At 70.3% G+C, this 15,454-nt stretch carries 12 protein-coding genes and 1 pseudogene; 7 read left to right on the top strand and 6 right to left on the bottom strand.

What is annotated here, in order from left to right; genetic code table 11:
- Positions 1–191 (bottom strand): hypothetical protein (locus tag NS331_RS26975; RefSeq protein ID WP_206597328.1); only part of this gene is annotated, 191 nt, incomplete at its 3' end.
- A 464-nt stretch (positions 192–655) separates the two neighbouring features.
- Between NS331_RS26975 and fabG the strand changes: the two genes are divergently transcribed.
- Both fabG and NS331_RS09675 read left to right on the top strand, forming a co-directional pair.
- The gene (gene fabG / locus NS331_RS09680; protein WP_058641797.1) at positions 656–1,438 is read left to right on the top strand and encodes a 3-oxoacyl-ACP reductase FabG; all 783 of its coding nucleotides are present in this window, start codon (positions 656–658) and stop codon (positions 1,436–1,438) included.
- 77 nt (positions 1,439–1,515) lie between these two features.
- Positions 1,516–3,369 carry a glycoside hydrolase family 15 protein gene (locus tag NS331_RS09675; RefSeq protein ID WP_058641798.1) on the top strand — a complete coding sequence of 618 codons (1,854 nt, stop codon included), beginning with the start codon at positions 1,516–1,518 and terminating at the stop codon, positions 3,367–3,369.
- A 121-nt stretch (positions 3,370–3,490) separates the two neighbouring features.
- Here the strand turns inward: NS331_RS09675 and NS331_RS09670 are convergent, their stop codons facing one another.
- Complete coding sequence (locus NS331_RS09670; protein WP_058641796.1) at positions 3,491–3,748, bottom strand: hypothetical protein; 258 nt, start codon at positions 3,746–3,748, stop codon at positions 3,491–3,493.
- A 37-nt stretch (positions 3,749–3,785) separates the two neighbouring features.
- The gene (locus NS331_RS09665; RefSeq protein WP_058641795.1) at positions 3,786–4,322 is read right to left on the bottom strand and encodes a hypothetical protein; all 537 of its coding nucleotides are present in this window, start codon (positions 4,320–4,322) and stop codon (positions 3,786–3,788) included.
- Here NS331_RS09665 and NS331_RS27470 point away from each other — a divergent pair.
- The gene (locus NS331_RS27470; RefSeq protein ID WP_440589379.1) at positions 4,314–4,751 is read left to right on the top strand and encodes a hypothetical protein; all 438 of its coding nucleotides are present in this window, start codon (positions 4,314–4,316) and stop codon (positions 4,749–4,751) included. The genes NS331_RS09665 and NS331_RS27470 overlap by 9 nt on opposite strands.
- 390 nt (positions 4,752–5,141) lie before the next feature.
- Here the strand turns inward: NS331_RS27470 and putA are convergent, their stop codons facing one another.
- On the bottom strand, positions 5,142–8,951 hold the full coding sequence (gene putA / locus NS331_RS09660) for a trifunctional transcriptional regulator/proline dehydrogenase/L-glutamate gamma-semialdehyde dehydrogenase (RefSeq protein WP_058641794.1): 3,810 nt from the start codon (positions 8,949–8,951) through the stop codon (positions 5,142–5,144).
- Positions 8,952–9,024: 73 nt separating this feature from the next.
- On the opposite strand from putA, the gene NS331_RS09655 reads away from it, so the two are divergent.
- Positions 9,025–9,525, top strand: a complete 501-nt coding sequence (locus NS331_RS09655) for an Lrp/AsnC ligand binding domain-containing protein (protein ID WP_058641793.1) — start codon at positions 9,025–9,027, stop codon at positions 9,523–9,525.
- Between the two features lie 10 nt (positions 9,526–9,535).
- On the opposite strand, the gene NS331_RS09650 is transcribed toward NS331_RS09655, so the two are convergent.
- The gene (locus tag NS331_RS09650) at positions 9,536–10,561 is read right to left on the bottom strand and encodes a formylglycine-generating enzyme family protein (RefSeq protein WP_058641792.1); all 1,026 of its coding nucleotides are present in this window, start codon (positions 10,559–10,561) and stop codon (positions 9,536–9,538) included.
- A gap of 221 nt (positions 10,562–10,782) precedes the next feature.
- On the opposite strand from NS331_RS09650, the gene NS331_RS09645 reads away from it, so the two are divergent.
- Entirely contained in the window at positions 10,783–12,948 is a 2,166-nt protein-coding gene (locus NS331_RS09645) for a sensor domain-containing phosphodiesterase (protein WP_193758071.1), read from the top strand.
- Between the two features lie 235 nt (positions 12,949–13,183).
- Positions 13,184–13,906 carry a DNA helicase gene (locus NS331_RS09640; RefSeq protein ID WP_058641790.1) on the top strand — a complete coding sequence of 241 codons (723 nt, stop codon included), beginning with the start codon at positions 13,184–13,186 and terminating at the stop codon, positions 13,904–13,906.
- A gap of 605 nt (positions 13,907–14,511) precedes the next feature.
- Here the strand turns inward: NS331_RS09640 and NS331_RS09630 are convergent.
- Complete coding sequence (locus tag NS331_RS09630; RefSeq protein ID WP_058641788.1) at positions 14,512–15,189, bottom strand: GntR family transcriptional regulator; 678 nt, start codon at positions 15,187–15,189, stop codon at positions 14,512–14,514.
- A gap of 13 nt (positions 15,190–15,202) precedes the next feature.
- On the opposite strand from NS331_RS09630, the pseudogene NS331_RS09625 reads away from it, so the two are divergent.
- Positions 15,203–15,454: pseudogene (locus NS331_RS09625) on the top strand (GntR family transcriptional regulator); the annotation flags it as partial.

Genomic DNA, 15,454 nt, shown 5'->3' with positions numbered 1-15,454 from the left:
GCGAGCCTGAGCATCCTGGCCGCCAGCACGCTGGCCGCCAGGATGCTCAGGCTCGCGGTGGGGGCGCCGGGCGCGGCGGTCGAAGGTGCGTCAAGGGCCGCCCGTGTCCCGGCACGCGCCGCCGGCGGGCGGTCGTGCAAAGGGTCGTCGTGTTGCGCGGCCATCGGCGACCGCTCCAGTACCTGAATCATTTCATCCTCGTTGGCGAACGGCCGTGGGCGCCGCGGCTGCGTGCCGCCGGCCACGGCGGACGGCCGCGCCGCCCGCCCTCGGCGGGCAGTGCTGACGTCGGACCGTGATCGCAATACGTAGAAGGACTACAAAAAGATTCAACGTCGTCTTACATTTTCGGAAAAATGTGTCTTTTTGTTAGGGTTCGGACGCGATTCGACTGCGAGACGCGGGGGAATGTCAGTCGAAAGACGTCAGTTGTCCTCATTGGCGGCCCTTCCCATCGGCCGCGATGTGGTGCGGGCGCACCAGTGCTGCGTCGCGCAGCACCTCGTCAGCCATCTGCCCATTCCCCCGGGCGCTGGCTGTCTGCCTCGTCCGACGCCCTTCTGCCGCACGCCGTGCGTCAATTCGTGTGATGTGCAAGCAGCTCTCTCTCCCTCTGGGACCGCTTGCTGCCCAACGACCAGGAGGACGTCCGCCCATGGACCTGAAACTCGACCAACAGCGCGTGCTCGTCACCGGCGGCAGCTCCGGCCTCGGCGCGGCCATCGTCAAGGCCTTCGCGAAAGCCGGCGCCCGCGTCGCCATCAACTACCGCTCCAAGCCGGATGCGGCGACGCAGCTGGCGGACAGCTGCGCCAGCGGCGGCACGCGGCCGATCACCGTGCCGGCCGACATCAGCCGCGCCGACGACGTGACCCGCATGTTCGCAACGCTGGACGAGACCTGGGGCGGCATCGACATCCTCATCAACAACGCCGGCATGGACGGCGACCATGCGCTGGCCTGGGAGGCCGACATCGACGCCTGGAGCCGCGTGATCGACACCAACCTCAAGGGCGCCTTCCTGTGCGCGCAGCAGGCCCTGCGCCGCATGGTGCCGCAGAAGTCCGGCGTGATCGTCAACACCACCAGCGTGCACGAAACCATCGCCTGGAGCGGCTACAGCGCCTATTGCGCCAGCAAGGCCGGCCTCACGATGCTGGGCCGCACCCTGGCGCAGGAGGCTGCGCCGCACGGCGTGCGCGTGCTGAGCCTGGCGCCCGGCGCCATCCGCACCGACATCAACCGAAACGTGTGGGAAGACCCGCAAGGCCATGCCGACCTGCTGCGCAAGATCCCGATGAACCGCATGGGCGAGCCCGAGGACATCGCCGACATGGCGGTGGTGCTGGCCTCGCACGCCGCGCGCTACGTCACCGGCACCACGGTGTTCGTGGACGGCGGCATGACCGATTACCCCGACTTCGCGCACGGCGGATGAGCGGCGCGGCCCCCACTCCCGACCCTCGCACCGCGGTGACCGAGGGCCAGGGCGCTGCCGGCGCCAGCCGCGCGCCCATGCGGCGCATCGAGGACTACGCCCTCATCGGCAACATGCTGTCGGCCGCCCTGGTGGGCCGCGACGGTTCCATCGACTGGCTGTGCCTGCCCCGTTTCGACTCGCCCGCCTGTTTCGCGGCCCTGCTCGGCAGCGAGGACAACGGCCGCTGGAAGGTGGCACCCGTCGACCCCGACGCCCGCGTCACCCGCCGCTACCTCGAGGACACGGCCGTGCTGGAGACGCGCTTCGAGACCGCCACCGGTGCCGTCACGCTCACCGACTTCATGCCGCGCAGCGAGGAGGACGCCGCCCATGTGGACGTGGTGCGCATCGTCACCGGCATCGAGGGCGAGGTGGCGATGGCGATGCAGCTCACGGTGCGCTTCGCGCACGGCTGCACCGTGCCCTGGGTGCAGCGCAAGGACTATGGCCTGAGCTTCGTCGCCGGCCCCGATGCAGCCGAACTGCATGCCGACCTGCCGCTGGAAGGCCGCGACCTGAGCACCTGGGCACGCTTCACCGTGCGAGCCGGCGAGCGGGTGCCGATGACGCTGGCCTACCACCCGTCGCACCGCAAGCCGCATTTCGTGGACGACCGCATCGAGACACTGGACCGCACCGTGACCTGGTGGCGCGAATGGGTCTGCCGCGCGCAGACGCCCGCCATGCCGCCCGCCTGGCACGACGCGGTGACGCGTTCGCTCATCACGCTCAAGCTGCTCACCTACGCGCCCACCGGCGCCATCGTGGCGGCGCCCACCACCTCCCTGCCCGAGGCGCTGGGCGGCAGCCGCAACTGGGACTACCGCTATTGCTGGGTGCGGGACTCGGCCCTGACGCTCTATGCCCTGCTCAACGCCGGCTACCGCGAAGAGGCCGAGCAGTGGCGCCAGTGGCTGCTGCGCGCCGTCGCCGGCTCGCCGCACCAGATGCAGATCATGTACGGCATCGGCGGCGAGCGCTGGCTGCCGGAGTACGAGCTACCCTGGCTGTCCGGCTATGCGAACAGCCGCCCGGTGCGCGTGGGCAACGGCGCCGCCGGACAGATGCAGATCGACGTCTACGGCGAGCTGATGGACACGCTGCATGCCGCCCGCGGCGCCGAGCTGCAGACCCAGGCCGAGGCCTGGCAGATGCAGGTGACGCTGCTGGCGCACCTGGAGACCATCTGGCGCGAGCCCGACCAGGGCATCTGGGAGACACGCGGCCCGCCCCGGGCGTACACCCATTCGCGCCTGATGGCCTGGGTGGCCTTCGACCGCGCCGTGGCCGCCGTGGAGCACCACGGCTGCACCGGCCCGGTGGACCACTGGCGCGCGGTGCGCGATGCCATCCATGCCGACATCTGCACGCATGGCTTCGATGCGCAGATGAACAGCTTCGTGCAGTACTACGGCGGCCGCAGCCTGGACGCCGGCCTGCTGCTCATGCCGCAGGTCGGCTTTCTGCCGGCCAGCGACCCGCGCGTGGCCGGCACCATCGCCGCCATCGAGCGCGGGCTGATGAAGGATGGGCTGGTGCAGCGCTACTCCACCGACGCGACGGACGACGGCGTGGGCGGCGAGGAAGGCGCCTTCCTGGCCTGCAGCTTCTGGCTGGCCGACGCCTACGTCATGGCCGGCCGCCACGACGATGCCGCCGCCCTGTTCGAGCGGCTGATGGGCCTGCGCAACGACCTGGGGCTGCTGTCCGAGGAATACGACATGGCCGCCGGGCGGCAGCTGGGCAACTTTCCGCAGGCGTTCTCGCACATCGGGCTGATCAACACGGCCCACAACCTGGCGGGCACGCACGGGCCGGCCCGGCAGCGGGCCAAGCGGGAGGCGCCGCGGCGGCGTGCTTCTGTGGATCGGGGAAATCGGGGCGGTTGATCACCCCGACCAGGGCGCCTCGGGGCGTCGCCGATCGACCAGATGGGCGAGCCAATGCTACGCTGACATCGCCTGCTGCCAGCAGCCTGCGCCAGTTCGGCGGCGTTCGTCTTTCTTGCCGTTAAATTCCGGGATCCATCTTATGAACCCCCGCCGCGTCCACGCGCTCATGCGCACTCACTTTCCTGTCGTGGACGCGGCGCAATCCGATTGGATAAATCTGGTTGACGAGAAAGGCCTTCTGATGGAGGGACGCGCACGTGCCGTGCTGCTCGAGCAGTTCCTGGAACGAGGAGTCAAGACAGTCTTGATCGAAGTCCATCGGCGCATCGGTGACGAAATACCCGTCGATGATGTCCTGGTTTATCTCAAGAACCATGTCTCGCGCGGAAATATCCGTATTGCCGATCGCGAATTCACAGTGTTTGCGGAGTTGGCGGCGACGGGGGTGGGGCGATGCTTGCAAGCGCCTCTGCCTTGAGGCGCGCGATGCGCCGCATTGCTGCGCCCTTGAGGGTTGACCAGTCTCCCAGAACGGAGATCGCTTCAGAGTAGCCCTGGGACGCCGAGGCTTGCAGAAGGTTCTCCGCACGAGACAAGTGATCCATGGAACCTTCGCTCATCGCTTTTCTGTGGAATTCCATGAAGAGGTGATACCGGGCTTCGTGATTCCCTATTGCTGCCTGCTTCTCGAGCTCCGAAATGAAGTCGGCAGACGCTTCTGCAGCCTCTGCTTGATAATCCGTGAAGCCGATTTTCTTGACGCCGATCAATTCGATGAGCGAGAAAATCCAGCCGCCAAGTCTCATCTCGGCCTCTTCGGGCGCGCCTTCACGCATCATCTCTACCTCAAGACTGAGGCCGCCGAATTCCTTTTCGCGGATTGCTGCGGTGTTCGCGAAGTCAGTTGTATAGAAAAACACTCTGTCGAGCTGCTCATCGTAATGAATCACGATATCTTTTTTTCACGCATGACGTTGACTCCAGTGCAGGAAAGGAAAGTTGCTGTAGTCAGATTTCCAGCATCGGCGCTTAAAGATTTTCAATGTCGGCGCGATCCCACTTCGTCTGGAGACGCGACGAATCCTCAGTTTTGCAAAGAAGTCCGGTGCACCGGGTCTGTATGCGCGCAGTACCCAGGTAATCCGTGGATCCGCGCCAACAATGTGTTCGACAAGGGCGCGCCCGACGCCTTGCCGACGCCAGCGTTCCGCGGACACCGCCATCGACAAGCAGCCGTTCGACATGCCATCCGTGATGGCGCGGGCGAAGCCCGCAACTCGGCCGTGCAGAACCGCGACCGCCGTCCGGGGCCAAGCGCGAATCAGCCGCTTCCAGGCATCGGCACTTTCGATGCGGTGGCCCTACCTCACTGGTCATGAGGCGCTGATAGACGTCCTCCAGGTCGGTATCGCTGAAATCCCGAACTCGCATGTCGAACCTCCTGTCAGGAACACTGTAGTGCCAGCGATGCTGCTGAGGCGCAGGCCACCCAGGTGCCAGCGAAAGTGGCCACGGCGCTGGCGGCCGGCGGCAGCAGCATCGACCAGCAGTTGCAGGTTCGGGTTTCGTAGACGACATGGCCCACTCGCCCGCCTTCGACCGGCGCCATGCACAGTGGGCAGGCACGTCACGTCCGGCCCGGGCCGTCGTGCCCACGGGCTCGCTGCACCATGGATTGCGGCTGGAGGTGGAGGTGGAGATGCTTCGGCGCGCGCCGCGACCCCAGCGCCCGCAGCGGGTGGCGTGGGGTCCTCCGGCCTTCATCCTTCTCAGTCCAGCGTCATCAGGCTCGCGTTGCCGCCGGCTGCCGCAGTGTTGACGCTCAGCGCCCGTTCGGTGAACAGCGCGTCCAGCGCCAAATGCGCGGCCGCCGGTGCACAGGGCTGCAGGCGCACGATGGAGCCGGAGCGCCGTGCGAGTTGGTCGGCGACCTCCTGCAGTGCCGCGGCCGTGCCGTGGTGAAGCACCACGTCGAAGCCGGCGTGCGGATCCTCCACGGTGCCTTCCCACAACCGGACGTGCGCGCTGACATCTGGCGGCAGCGCTGCATGAAGGGCGCGCGTGGCCGCGTCCGCCGGCCACAGCGCGGCACCGCCCACGGCCAGCACGGCGGCGAGTTGATGCAGGCGTGCCTCGTCGGTGTCGGCCAGGCACAGGGCCAGGGCGCGGGGCTGCAGCGCGTAGCGGTTGCGTTCGCCGGTGGGGCCGGGCAGCGTCCAGGCGCGGGCCGACGGGAGCGCGGCGTGCATCCTGCGGCAGGCGGTGGCCAGGCCGTCGTCGCCGCGCGCGATGGCCCAGTCGGCCAGCCGTTGCAGCGATGACGCCTGGGCGGATTCGCCCGCTTCGGCAGAGGCATTGGGCAGCGCCAGATCCACGGCGCGCGCCATCCAGCCCGCTGGCCGCCGCGCCAGCAGCCGGTACAGGTACAGCGGCCCGCCCGCCTTCGGCCCGGTGCCCGACAGGCCCTCGCCGCCGAAGGGCTGCACGCCGACGACGGCGCCGACCATGTTGCGGTTGACGTAGACGTTGCCCACCGCGGCGGCGTGCGTCACCTGCGCGATGGTCTCGTCGATGCGCGTGTGCAGGCCCAGAGTCAGGCCATAGCCGGTGGCCGCGATGTCGACGAGCAGGCGGCCCAGCTGGGGACGGCGCCAGCGCAGCACGTGCAGCACGGGGCCGAAGACCTCGCGCTGCAGTTCGGCCAGGCTGTCGATCTCGATCAGCGTGGGCGGCACGAAGTGGCCTGCATCCAGGCCTTCCGGCGGCAGGCGGCCGGCGCGGTGCACGCGGCGGCCCTTGGCCCGCATGGCGGCGACGTGGGCCTCGATGCCTTGCCGCGCCTCGACGTCGATGACGGGCCCGACGTCGGTGGCCAACTGCGCGGGGTCGCCCAGGGTCAGCTCGGCCATGGCGCCGCGCAGCATGTGCAGCAGCGCATCGGCCGATTCCTCCTGCACGCACAGCACGCGCAGGGCCGAGCACCGCTGGCCGGCACTGTCGAAGGCGGAGGCCAGCACGTCGGCCACCACCTGTTCGGTGAGGGCGGAGGAGTCCACCACCATGGCGTTCTGCCCGCCCGTTTCGGCGATCAGCGGCACGGGCGTGCCGTGGGCGCCCAGGCGCTGGCTCAGGCTGCGCTGCAGCAGCCGCGCGACCTCGGTGGAGCCGGTGAACATCACGCCCTGCACGCGCGCATCGGCGACCAGGGCGGCGCCGACGGTGGCACCGTCGCCGGGCAGCAGTTGCAGGGCGTCCGCGGGGATGCCGGCGTCGCGCAGCAGGCGCACGGCTTCGGCGGCGATCAAGGGCGTCTGCTCGGCGGGCTTGGCGAGCACCGGGTTGCCGGCGGCCAGCGCGGCGGCGATCTGGCCGAGGAAGATGGCCAGCGGGAAGTTCCAGGGGCTGATGCAGACGACGGGGCCGAGCGGGGCGCTGTCCGCCTCCTGCAGCGCGCGGCGGGCCTGGCCAGCGTAGAAGCGCAGGAAGTCGATGGCCTCGCGCACCTCGGCGATGCCGTTGGCGCGCGTCTTGCCGGCCTCGCGGACCAGCAGGGCCACGAGGCGCGGCATGGCGGTCTGCAGCGCGTCGGCAGCACCTTCGAGGGCGGCGGCGCGGATGCTGGCCGGCACGTCGGCCCACTGCCCCGCGAAGGCGGTGGCGGCGGACAGGGCGGCCTGGACCTCGTCGGCCGTGGCGTCGCGCACGCGGCCGACCAGGTCGCGGTGGTCGGCAGGGTTGTGCAGGCGCGCGAAGTGGGACGCGGCCGAATCTGGCGCGCCGCCCGCGGCCCCATGCGGTGCCTGCGCACCGCCCAGCATGGGCACGGCCTGCCAGGCTATGCCGGCACTCTCCGCCAGCGCGGCATCCAGCACTGCCAGCGTGTCCTCGTCCGCCACGTCCATGCCGAGCGAATTGGCCCGCGCCTCGCCATACAGCCGCGCCGGATGGGCGATGGCCGGGTGCGGCGCCGCAACCGCGCCCTCCTCGCGCGCCTGCCGGTCGACGGCGGCCACCGGGTCTTCCACCAGCGCTTCGATGGGCAGCGTCGCATCCGCCACGCGGTGCACGAAGGAGCTGTTGGCGCCGTTCTCCAGCAGCCGGCGCACCAGGTAGGCCAGCAGCGTCTCGTGCGTGCCGACGGGCGCGTAGATGCTGCAGGGGCGGGCCAGGCCGCCCTGCGCCGCATCGCTCACCACCTGTGCGTACAGCGGTTCGCCCATGCCGTGCAGGCATTGGAACTCGTACTGCCCCGGCTGCCACGCGGCCGGGTCGGCCAGGGTGTGGATGGCGGCCAGCGTGTGCGCGTTGTGGGTGGCGAACTGCGGATACACCTGCGCCGGCGCGGCCAGCAGGCGGCGGGCGCAGGCCAGGTAGGCCACGTCGGTGTGCACCTTGCGGGTGTAGACCGGAAAGCCGTCCTGCCCGTCCGCCTGCGCGCGCTTGATCTCGCTGTCCCAGTACGCGCCCTTGACCAGCCGCACCATCAGCCGGTGATGGCTGCGCGCCGCCAGGTCGACGAGGAAGTCGATGACGAAGGGGCAGCGCTTTTGATAGGCCTGCACCACGAAGCCGATGCCCTGCCAGCCAGCCAGCGTGGGTTCGAAGCACAGGCGCTCCAGCAGGTCGAGCGAAAGTTCGAGCCGGTCGGCCTCTTCCGCATCGATGTTCAGGCCGATGTCGTAGCCGCGGGCCAGCTCGGCCAGGCCGCGCAGCATGGGGTACAGCTCGTCCATCACGCGCTGGCGCTGGGCGCGCGCATAGCGCGGATGCAGGGCCGACAGCTTGATGGAGATGCCGGGCCCGTCGATGGGCCCCCGGCCGGCGGCGGCGCGGCCGATGGCATGGATGGCCGCCGCGTAGGCCTGGCGGTAGCGCTCGGCGTCGGCGGCGGTCATGGCGGCCTCGCCCAGCATGTCGTAGGAATGGCGAAAGCCCTGCGCCTCGCGCGCGTCGGCGCGGCACAGCGCCTCGTCGATGGTCTGGCCGGTGACGAACTGTTCGCCCATCAGCCGCATCGCCATGTCCACGCCCTTGCGGATCAGCGGCTCGCCGCCCTTGGCGACCAGCCGGCCGAGCTGGCCCGACAGCCCCGACTCGCTGTGCGTGGCCACCAGCTTGCCGGTGATGAGCAGCCCCCAGGTGGCGGCGTTGACGAACAGCGAGGGGCTGCGGCCGGCATGCGCCTGCCACTGGCCGTCGGCGATCTTGTCGCGGATGAGCGCATCGCGCGTGGCGCTGTCGGGAATGCGCAGCAGCGCCTCGGCCAGGCACATCAGCGCCACGCCTTCCTGCGAGGACAGGGCGTATTCCTGCAGCAGGCCCTGCACCAGCCCGGCCTTTCCGCTGCCCGTGCCCCGGTCGCGAAGGCCCCGCGCCAGGCGGCAGGCCAGGGCATGGGCGGCCTGCGCCTGGGGCGCCGGCAGCCGGGCTGCGGGCAGCAGGGCCCGGACGGCGGCGGCTTCGTCGCCGCGGCAGGCCTCGGCGATGCGGCGGCGGATCGCGGCCGCGGTACCGGCGCCGGCCAGGGGGGCGGCCGCGGTCGCAGCAGCGGAGGGCGGGGTAAAGGTCACATCTGTCATGGCGGCAGGTGGATGGTGAACGCCACAATGATTCAGCAGATTCCGCCGAATATTCCTTCGAAGTTCACGCCAAATGACGAATAAAAAATCATCTACCGCCCTCCCGGCCGGCCTGGACCGGCTGGATCTGCGCATCCTGGCCCTGCTGCAGGCCGACGGCCGCATCACCAACGTCAGGCTGGCAGAGACGGTCGGGCTTTCGCCCACGGCCGCGCTGGCGCGCGTGCAGCGGCTCACGGACGAGGGCTACATCCTGGGCTACGAGGCGCGGCTGAACCCGATCAAGCTGGGCGCCGGCATGCTGGTCTTCGTGGAGGTGCTGCTGGACCGCACCACGCCCAACGTCTTCGACGCCTTCAAGGCCGCGGTGCAGGTGCATCCCGAGATCATGGAATGCCACATGGTGGCGGGCGGCTTCGACTACCTGCTCAAGACCCGCAGCGCCGACATGGCCGACTACCGCCGCTTTGCCGGCGCCGTGCTGTGGCAGTTGCCGGGCGTGCGCGAGACGCGCACCTATGCGGTGATGGAAGAGGTGAAGGATTCGGCGCGGCTGCACCTGCCTGGCGGTTGATCGCGCGGACTCACGGTCCTTCTTCCTCCCGCACCAGGCGCATGCCCACCAGCGTGTAGCGCGTGTCCGGCGCATTCCAATTGCGGTAAGCGGCGCGGGCATAGAAGGGCCAGGTGTGCCAGGAGCCGCCGCGCCGCACGCGCACCGTGCCCTCGGCGGGGCCGGTGGGGTCGCGGGCGGGCGAGCGGGCGTAGTAGTCCTCGCCATACCAGTCGGCCACCCATTCCCAGGCATTGCCGTGCATGTCGTACAGGCCCCAGGCATTGGGCGCGCCGCTGCCCACCGGCGCGGTGAAGGCGAAGCCGCTGTCGGCCGGCAGGGCCATGGCTTTCCACTGCGGCCAGTGGCCGGCCGTGCGCTGGTCGAAGACCTTGGCCGCACCGCGCAGGGAGGACGGGTCGTCGCCGGTGTGGTAGCGCGTGCGGGTGCCGGCGCGGCAGGCGTATTCCCATTCGGCCTCGGTCGGCAGACGGTAGCGGCGGCCCTCGGTGCGGCTCAGCCAGTCGGCCAGGGCCTGGGCGTCGTTCCAGCTGACGTTGACGACCGGATGGTCTTCGCCCTGCACGAAGCCGGGCGCGTTCCAGGCATAGCGCGGGTCACGGCCTTCGAAGGCATCGCCGCGGGGGCTGTGGGCGGGGTCGTAGCCGGCCCGCCAGCCGTAGCCGCCGGTGCCGTCGGCGATGGACTCGGGGACGTAACCGGAACGTTCGAGGAAGCGGCGGAACTGGCCCACGGTCACCTCGTGCTGGCCCATCCAGAAAGCGCGGGTGATGCGCACGCGGTGCACCGGGCCTTCGTCGGCAAGCTCGTAAAAGCGCTCGGGCGGCAACTGCGGAAAGTCGCGCGCCAGGCTGGCGGCCGGCTCCTCGCTGCCCATCAGGAACTCGCCCGCCGGGATGCGGACGAAGCGCATGCCCAGGCTGTTGGTCTGGACGACCGGCGCATCGGCGGGGCCAGGCGGCGCGGTGGCGAGTGCCGCGCATCCGGCCAGGGCCAGCGCGGCAGACACGATGACGAGTCGGCGACGGAAGGGCATGGCAAATGCTAAGGCCGAGGTGGCCGATTGGGCACATGGCCTTCGACGTCTCTTATCGCCGGTGCCGGCCCGGGCGCGCGAAGTAGGACGCCACCCGCCGCCGGGATCGGTCGCCTTCCTCAGAAGGCCGCAGCCGCGAAAGACACATGCTTACCCCTGCCCTGCGCGACCGACTTTTGAGGAAAGATGTGGGCCGTTCCGGCAGCCACTCCTTCCCCACCATGGCGACCTCTTCCTCCGATCCCCGCAGCGACGAGACGAACCGGTTGCGCACGCTGTCGGCCTACGAACTGGACACCCTGGCCGTCGAGCGGGACCTGTCCCAGCTGGTGCAGCTGGTGGCGCGGCTGCTCGATGCGCCCATGGCCATGGTCTCGATCGTGGATCAGGACAGGCAGCGCATCCAGGCCCGCTGCGGCGACATCCGCCTGCGTGACGATGACCGCGACGTCGCCTTCTGCAGCCATGCGCTGGTCGAGCCCGAGCTTCTGGTCGTTCCCGACACGCTGAAGGACGCACGTTTCTGGTCCAACCCTTACGTGCTGGACGAGCCGTTCGTGCGTTTCTATGCGGGCCGCCCGCTGGTGGCCTTCGACGGCGAGGTGCTGGGCACGCTGTGCGTGCTCGACGTGCGGCCACGGCCGGGGCTGACCCCCGCGGAGCAGCAGAGCCTGTTCGACATCGCCGGCCTGGTGATGAGCCGCATGGAACTGCGGCGGCTGGACCGCGTGCGGCTGGCGGACCAGGCGCGCTTCGAAAGCATCGCCACCACCGCGCCCGATGCCATCGTGTGCCTCGACGGCCAGGGGCGCGTGAGCTACTGGAACGCCGCGGCGGCGCGGGTCTTCGGCTGCTCCGCCGCGCACGTCGTCGGCCGGCCCGCCACCGGCATCCTCGATGCGGACTCGCGGGCCGTCTACGAGGAGCGGCTGGCCCGGCTGCAGGGCGGCGAGCCGCTCGACTTGGCCGAGCGCACGCTGGAGGTCACCGCGCAGCGGGCGGACGGCTCGCGCTTTCCCGCCGAGCTGTCGCTGTCGACCTGGCAGGATCAGGGCCGGCCGGGCGTCGGCATGATCGTGCGCGACATCACCGAACGCAAGAAGCACGAACAGCGCCTCACTCAGCTGGCCACCACCGACACACTGACCGGCCTGGCCAACCGCGCGAGCTGGCGGGAGCACATCCAGCGCGCCCTGGCCGAGGACGCCAGGGCCACGGTGCTTCTGCTCGACCTGGACAACTTCAAGGAAGTCAACGACGGCTGGGGCCATTCCGCCGGCGACGCCGTGCTGCGCGACCTGGCCGGCCGGCTGCAGCGGGTCTGGCCGGACGCGCGCTGCATCGCCCGGCTGGGCGGCGACGAGTTCGTCGCGCTGTTCTCCGGCAACGCGCCCGACGCCGCACGCCAGCAGGCCGCCTCGCTGCTGCACGAGCTGCAGGCCGTTCCGTTGTTCGAGGCGCTGCCCGACCTCGGCGCGAGCATCGGCATCGCCCTGGCGCCCGAGCACGGCGAGCGGCCCGAGGAACTGCTGGGCGCCGCCGACCTGACGCTCTACCGGGCCAAGGCGGCCGGCAAGGGCGGCATCGAGGTGTTCACGCCGGACCTGCGCGAACTCGCCGCCGCGCAGCGCGCTTTCCAGCAGGAACTGCGGCTGGCCTTCGAGCGCGGCGAATACGAGCTCTTCTACCAGCCCTACGTCTCGCTCGCCGATCTGCGCGTCGTCGGTGCCGAGGCGCTCCTGCGCTGGCGCCATCCGACACGCGGTCTGCTGGCGCCGGTGGCCTTCATCGACGTGCTGTCGCAGAAGCCCTCGGCGGCGCTGGTCGGCGACTGGGTCATGCACACCGCCTGCCGGACGGCGGCGCAGTGGCAGCGGCTGCGGCCGGGCTTCCGCATCGGCGTCAACCTGTTTCCAGCCCAGCTCAAGTCGGGCCGCCTGCTCGCCGTGGCCCAGCAGGCGGTGGCGCAGGCCGGCATGCCGCCCGAATGCCTGGAGCTGGAGATCGTGGAAAACACGCTGCTGGGCGGCGACACCAGCACCTTCGAGCTGCTCTACGACCTGCGCAGCGCCGGCTTCGGCCTGGCCTTCGACGACTACGGCACCGGCTTCGCGTCGCTCAGCCTGCTCAAGCGCTATCCGGTCAACCGCCTGAAGATCGACCGCGCCTTCGTCCGCAACGCATCCGAGGACCCCGCCGACGCCGCGGTGGTGCGCACCATCCAGTACCTGGGCGACAGCTTCGGCATGGCGGTGATCGCCGAGGGCGTGGAGACGGGCGAGCAACTGGCCCTCCTGCGCAGCATCGGCTGCCCCGAGGCCCAGGGCTATCTGTTCGGGCGTCCGGTGTCGGCGGAGGAGTTCGAGCGGCTGCATCTGGGCGGCTGAGGTTGCGCTGACCGACCTTCCTCCGGCAGATCGGGGCCTCGGCTGCGCGTCGCCGCCGCGGCGGAAGGCATGGCAGGCGTCCTTGCGTGCCATACTCGCCGCCGGCACCTCGCCCGTGCCTCCCTGCCTCCACTGGGGAAGTACCTTCCGTACCGGGCCGTCGTCTGCGCTTCATGCCCTTGGTTCGACCTGCATGCGCAAGGAGGCGCGCGCATGGTCCCATGCTGAGGTTGCCATGACCCTTTCCGCTCCCATTCCCGTTCTCAAGCAGCAGGCCAAGGCGCTGTCACGCACGCAGAAGCTGCCGCTGCATGCCGCGCTCGACCGCATCGCCGTGCGCGAGGGCTTTCGCGCCTGGAGTCATCTTGCCGCGTCCTGGCAGCAGGGCGGGCAGGCCGCGCAGCTGCATGCGCAGCTGTCGCCTGGCGACCTCGTGCTGCTGGCCGCGCGGCCCTACCAGGGCAAGACGGCGCTGGGCCTCGGCCTGGCGGTCGAGGCATTGCGGCGTGGCCGGCCAGCAGCGTTTTTCACGCTGGAATACACCCGGGCCGAGGTCGAAGCCTTGCTGCACGCCGGCGGCGATGGACTGGCTGCCGCGGCGTGCGGCCTGCACATCGACACCACCGATGAACTCTCGTCGGTCCACGTCGCCCAGGTACTGGCCGACGCGCCGCCCCGGATGCTGGTGGTGATCGACTACCTGCAGCTGCTGGACCAGCGTCGCGACAAGCCGCCGCTGGCCGAGCAGGTGGTGCAGCTCAAGGCCTTCGCGCAGCAGCGGCAGGCCGTGGTGGTGTGCCTGGCGCAGATCGCGCGCGACTACCGGCCCGACACGCGGCCGTTCCCCGGAATCGGCGACGTGCGGCTGCCAAACCCGGCCGACCTGACGCTCTTCGACAAGGCCTGCTTCCTGCAGGACGGTGCGGTGCGGATGCAGGCGGGCGTGGCCCAGGGATAGCGGGCGCAGGCATGGCGTGCCATGCGGCGACGCGGGGGGCGCGACTCAGCCGCGCAGACGTTGTTGCCGCCCCTGCGCGCGCCGGGGCGAGAAAGCAGCGGCCCCTGGCGGCAGGGGCCGCCCGGTTCGGCCGCGACGCTCAGTCCCGATGGCTCGCGCACTTGCCATCGGGCTTGCGGTAGCCGGGGCCGCCGCGCGAGCCGCAGCCGCCGTGTGCGCCACCCGCGCCACCGCCACCGCCCCCGCCCGAGAACGAGGTCCGGCCGCTTCGGTGCGACGAGCTTGCGCCACGTCGGCCCCGCGCGGCGGCGGGCGCACTCACCAGGCCCAACACGGTCGCCAGGGCGGCTCCCAGGAGGCGGCGTCTCATGGTTGCTTCGTCCCTTCTTTGCCCGTGTACGGGTTCACGTTGCCTTTGGTGCACGACGCGCATGCGGCGATCACGATCAAGGTCTTCTTCATGTGTTTGTCTCCTCTCGCGCCTACAGGGCGCGAGGCCATGCTGCGGGCGCGGGGTCGGCAACACAAGTCGACTTTGTGGGTTGACGCTCAGAGCTTTCGCCGATAGCGGCACGCGACGGTCGATCGTGGTCCTGGGCGCCCGATCAGTCCAGGATCGCCCGGCGCACGTCTTCCTGCAGGCTGCGCAGGTGCGCGCGCATGGCCTCGCGCGCGCGGTCCGCGTCGCGGCTGCGCAGGGCCTCCAGGATGCGGCCGTGCTCGTCGTGGTTTTCGCGCTGGCGATGCAGCGGGCTGTGCAGGCGGAACAGCCGGGCGTTTACCCGCAACTCTTCCACCAGGCGCGGAAACACCACGTTGCCGCTGGCGCCGGCCAGGAAGAGGTGCAGCTTGTCGTCGAAATGCCAGTGGGCCGTCTCGTCGTGCTCGCCCTCATGGAGGGCACGCACCTCGGCCTCGAGTGCGTCCAGCTCCTCGTTGGTGATGCGCGGCGCGGCCAGCGCGATGGCCTCGCCCTCGATCACCTCGCGCGCGCGCATGCAGTCGAAGTACTCCTTGGTGCCCAGGGCGCGCACGGCGTAGGAGCGGGCGTCGCGCCGCACCAGCAGGCCTTCGCCGGCAAGGCGCACCAGCGCCTCGCGCATGGGGGTGCGGGAGATGCCCAGCTCTTCGGCCAGGCGGCCTTCCTGCAAAGGACTGCCGCCGGAGATCTTGCGGTCCAGGATGAGCGTGCGCAGCCGGTCATAGGCTTGCTCGGCCAGGCTGGTGGAGCGCACCTCGAGCGGCGTGATCGTGATGGTCGCCGGTTGGGCGGGGCTGGGCATCTCCCGCACCCCCATGCGCGAGGCGCTGGTGCGCCTTGCCGGCGAAGGCCTGCTGGTGCGGCGCGACGCCCGCTCCTACGCCGTGCGCGCCCTGGGCACCAAGGAGTACTTCGACTGCATGCGCGCGCGCGAGGTGAACGAGGGCCAGGCCATCGCGATGGCCGCGCCGCGCATCAACACAGAGGAGCTGGACGACCTGGAGGCCGACGTGCGTGCCGTCCATGAGGGCGAGCACGACGAAACGGGCCACGCGCATGTCGTGGAA

This window comes from Pseudacidovorax intermedius (genome assembly GCF_001476815.1).
Lineage (GTDB): Bacteria > Pseudomonadota > Gammaproteobacteria > Burkholderiales > Burkholderiaceae_C > Xenophilus > Xenophilus intermedius_A.
This window is presented reverse-complemented; position numbering and strand designations above follow the sequence as displayed.

What these genes read in the sequence shown, in the direction of transcription:
- NS331_RS09645 (WP_193758071.1), top strand. Translation starts at nt 10,783, where the DNA reads ATGGCGACCTCTTCCTCCGATCCCCGCAGCGACGAGACGAACCGGTTG.
- NS331_RS09670 (WP_058641796.1), bottom strand. Translation starts at nt 3,748, where the DNA reads ATGGTTCTTGAGATAAACCAGGACATCATCGACGGGTATTTCGTCACC.
- NS331_RS09675 (WP_058641798.1), top strand. Translation starts at nt 1,516, where the DNA reads ATGCGGCGCATCGAGGACTACGCCCTCATCGGCAACATGCTGTCGGCC.
- NS331_RS09630 (WP_058641788.1), bottom strand. Translation starts at nt 15,189, where the DNA reads ATGCCCAGCCCCGCCCAACCGGCGACCATCACGATCACGCCGCTCGAG.
- NS331_RS09640 (WP_058641790.1), top strand. Translation starts at nt 13,184, where the DNA reads ATGACCCTTTCCGCTCCCATTCCCGTTCTCAAGCAGCAGGCCAAGGCG.
- fabG (WP_058641797.1), top strand. Translation starts at nt 656, where the DNA reads ATGGACCTGAAACTCGACCAACAGCGCGTGCTCGTCACCGGCGGCAGC.
- NS331_RS09655 (WP_058641793.1), top strand. Translation starts at nt 9,025, where the DNA reads ATGACGAATAAAAAATCATCTACCGCCCTCCCGGCCGGCCTGGACCGG.
- putA (WP_058641794.1), bottom strand. Translation starts at nt 8,951, where the DNA reads ATGACAGATGTGACCTTTACCCCGCCCTCCGCTGCTGCGACCGCGGCC.
- NS331_RS09650 (WP_058641792.1), bottom strand. Translation starts at nt 10,561, where the DNA reads ATGCCCTTCCGTCGCCGACTCGTCATCGTGTCTGCCGCGCTGGCCCTG.
- NS331_RS27470 (WP_440589379.1), top strand. Translation starts at nt 4,314, where the DNA reads ATGAATCACGATATCTTTTTTTCACGCATGACGTTGACTCCAGTGCAG.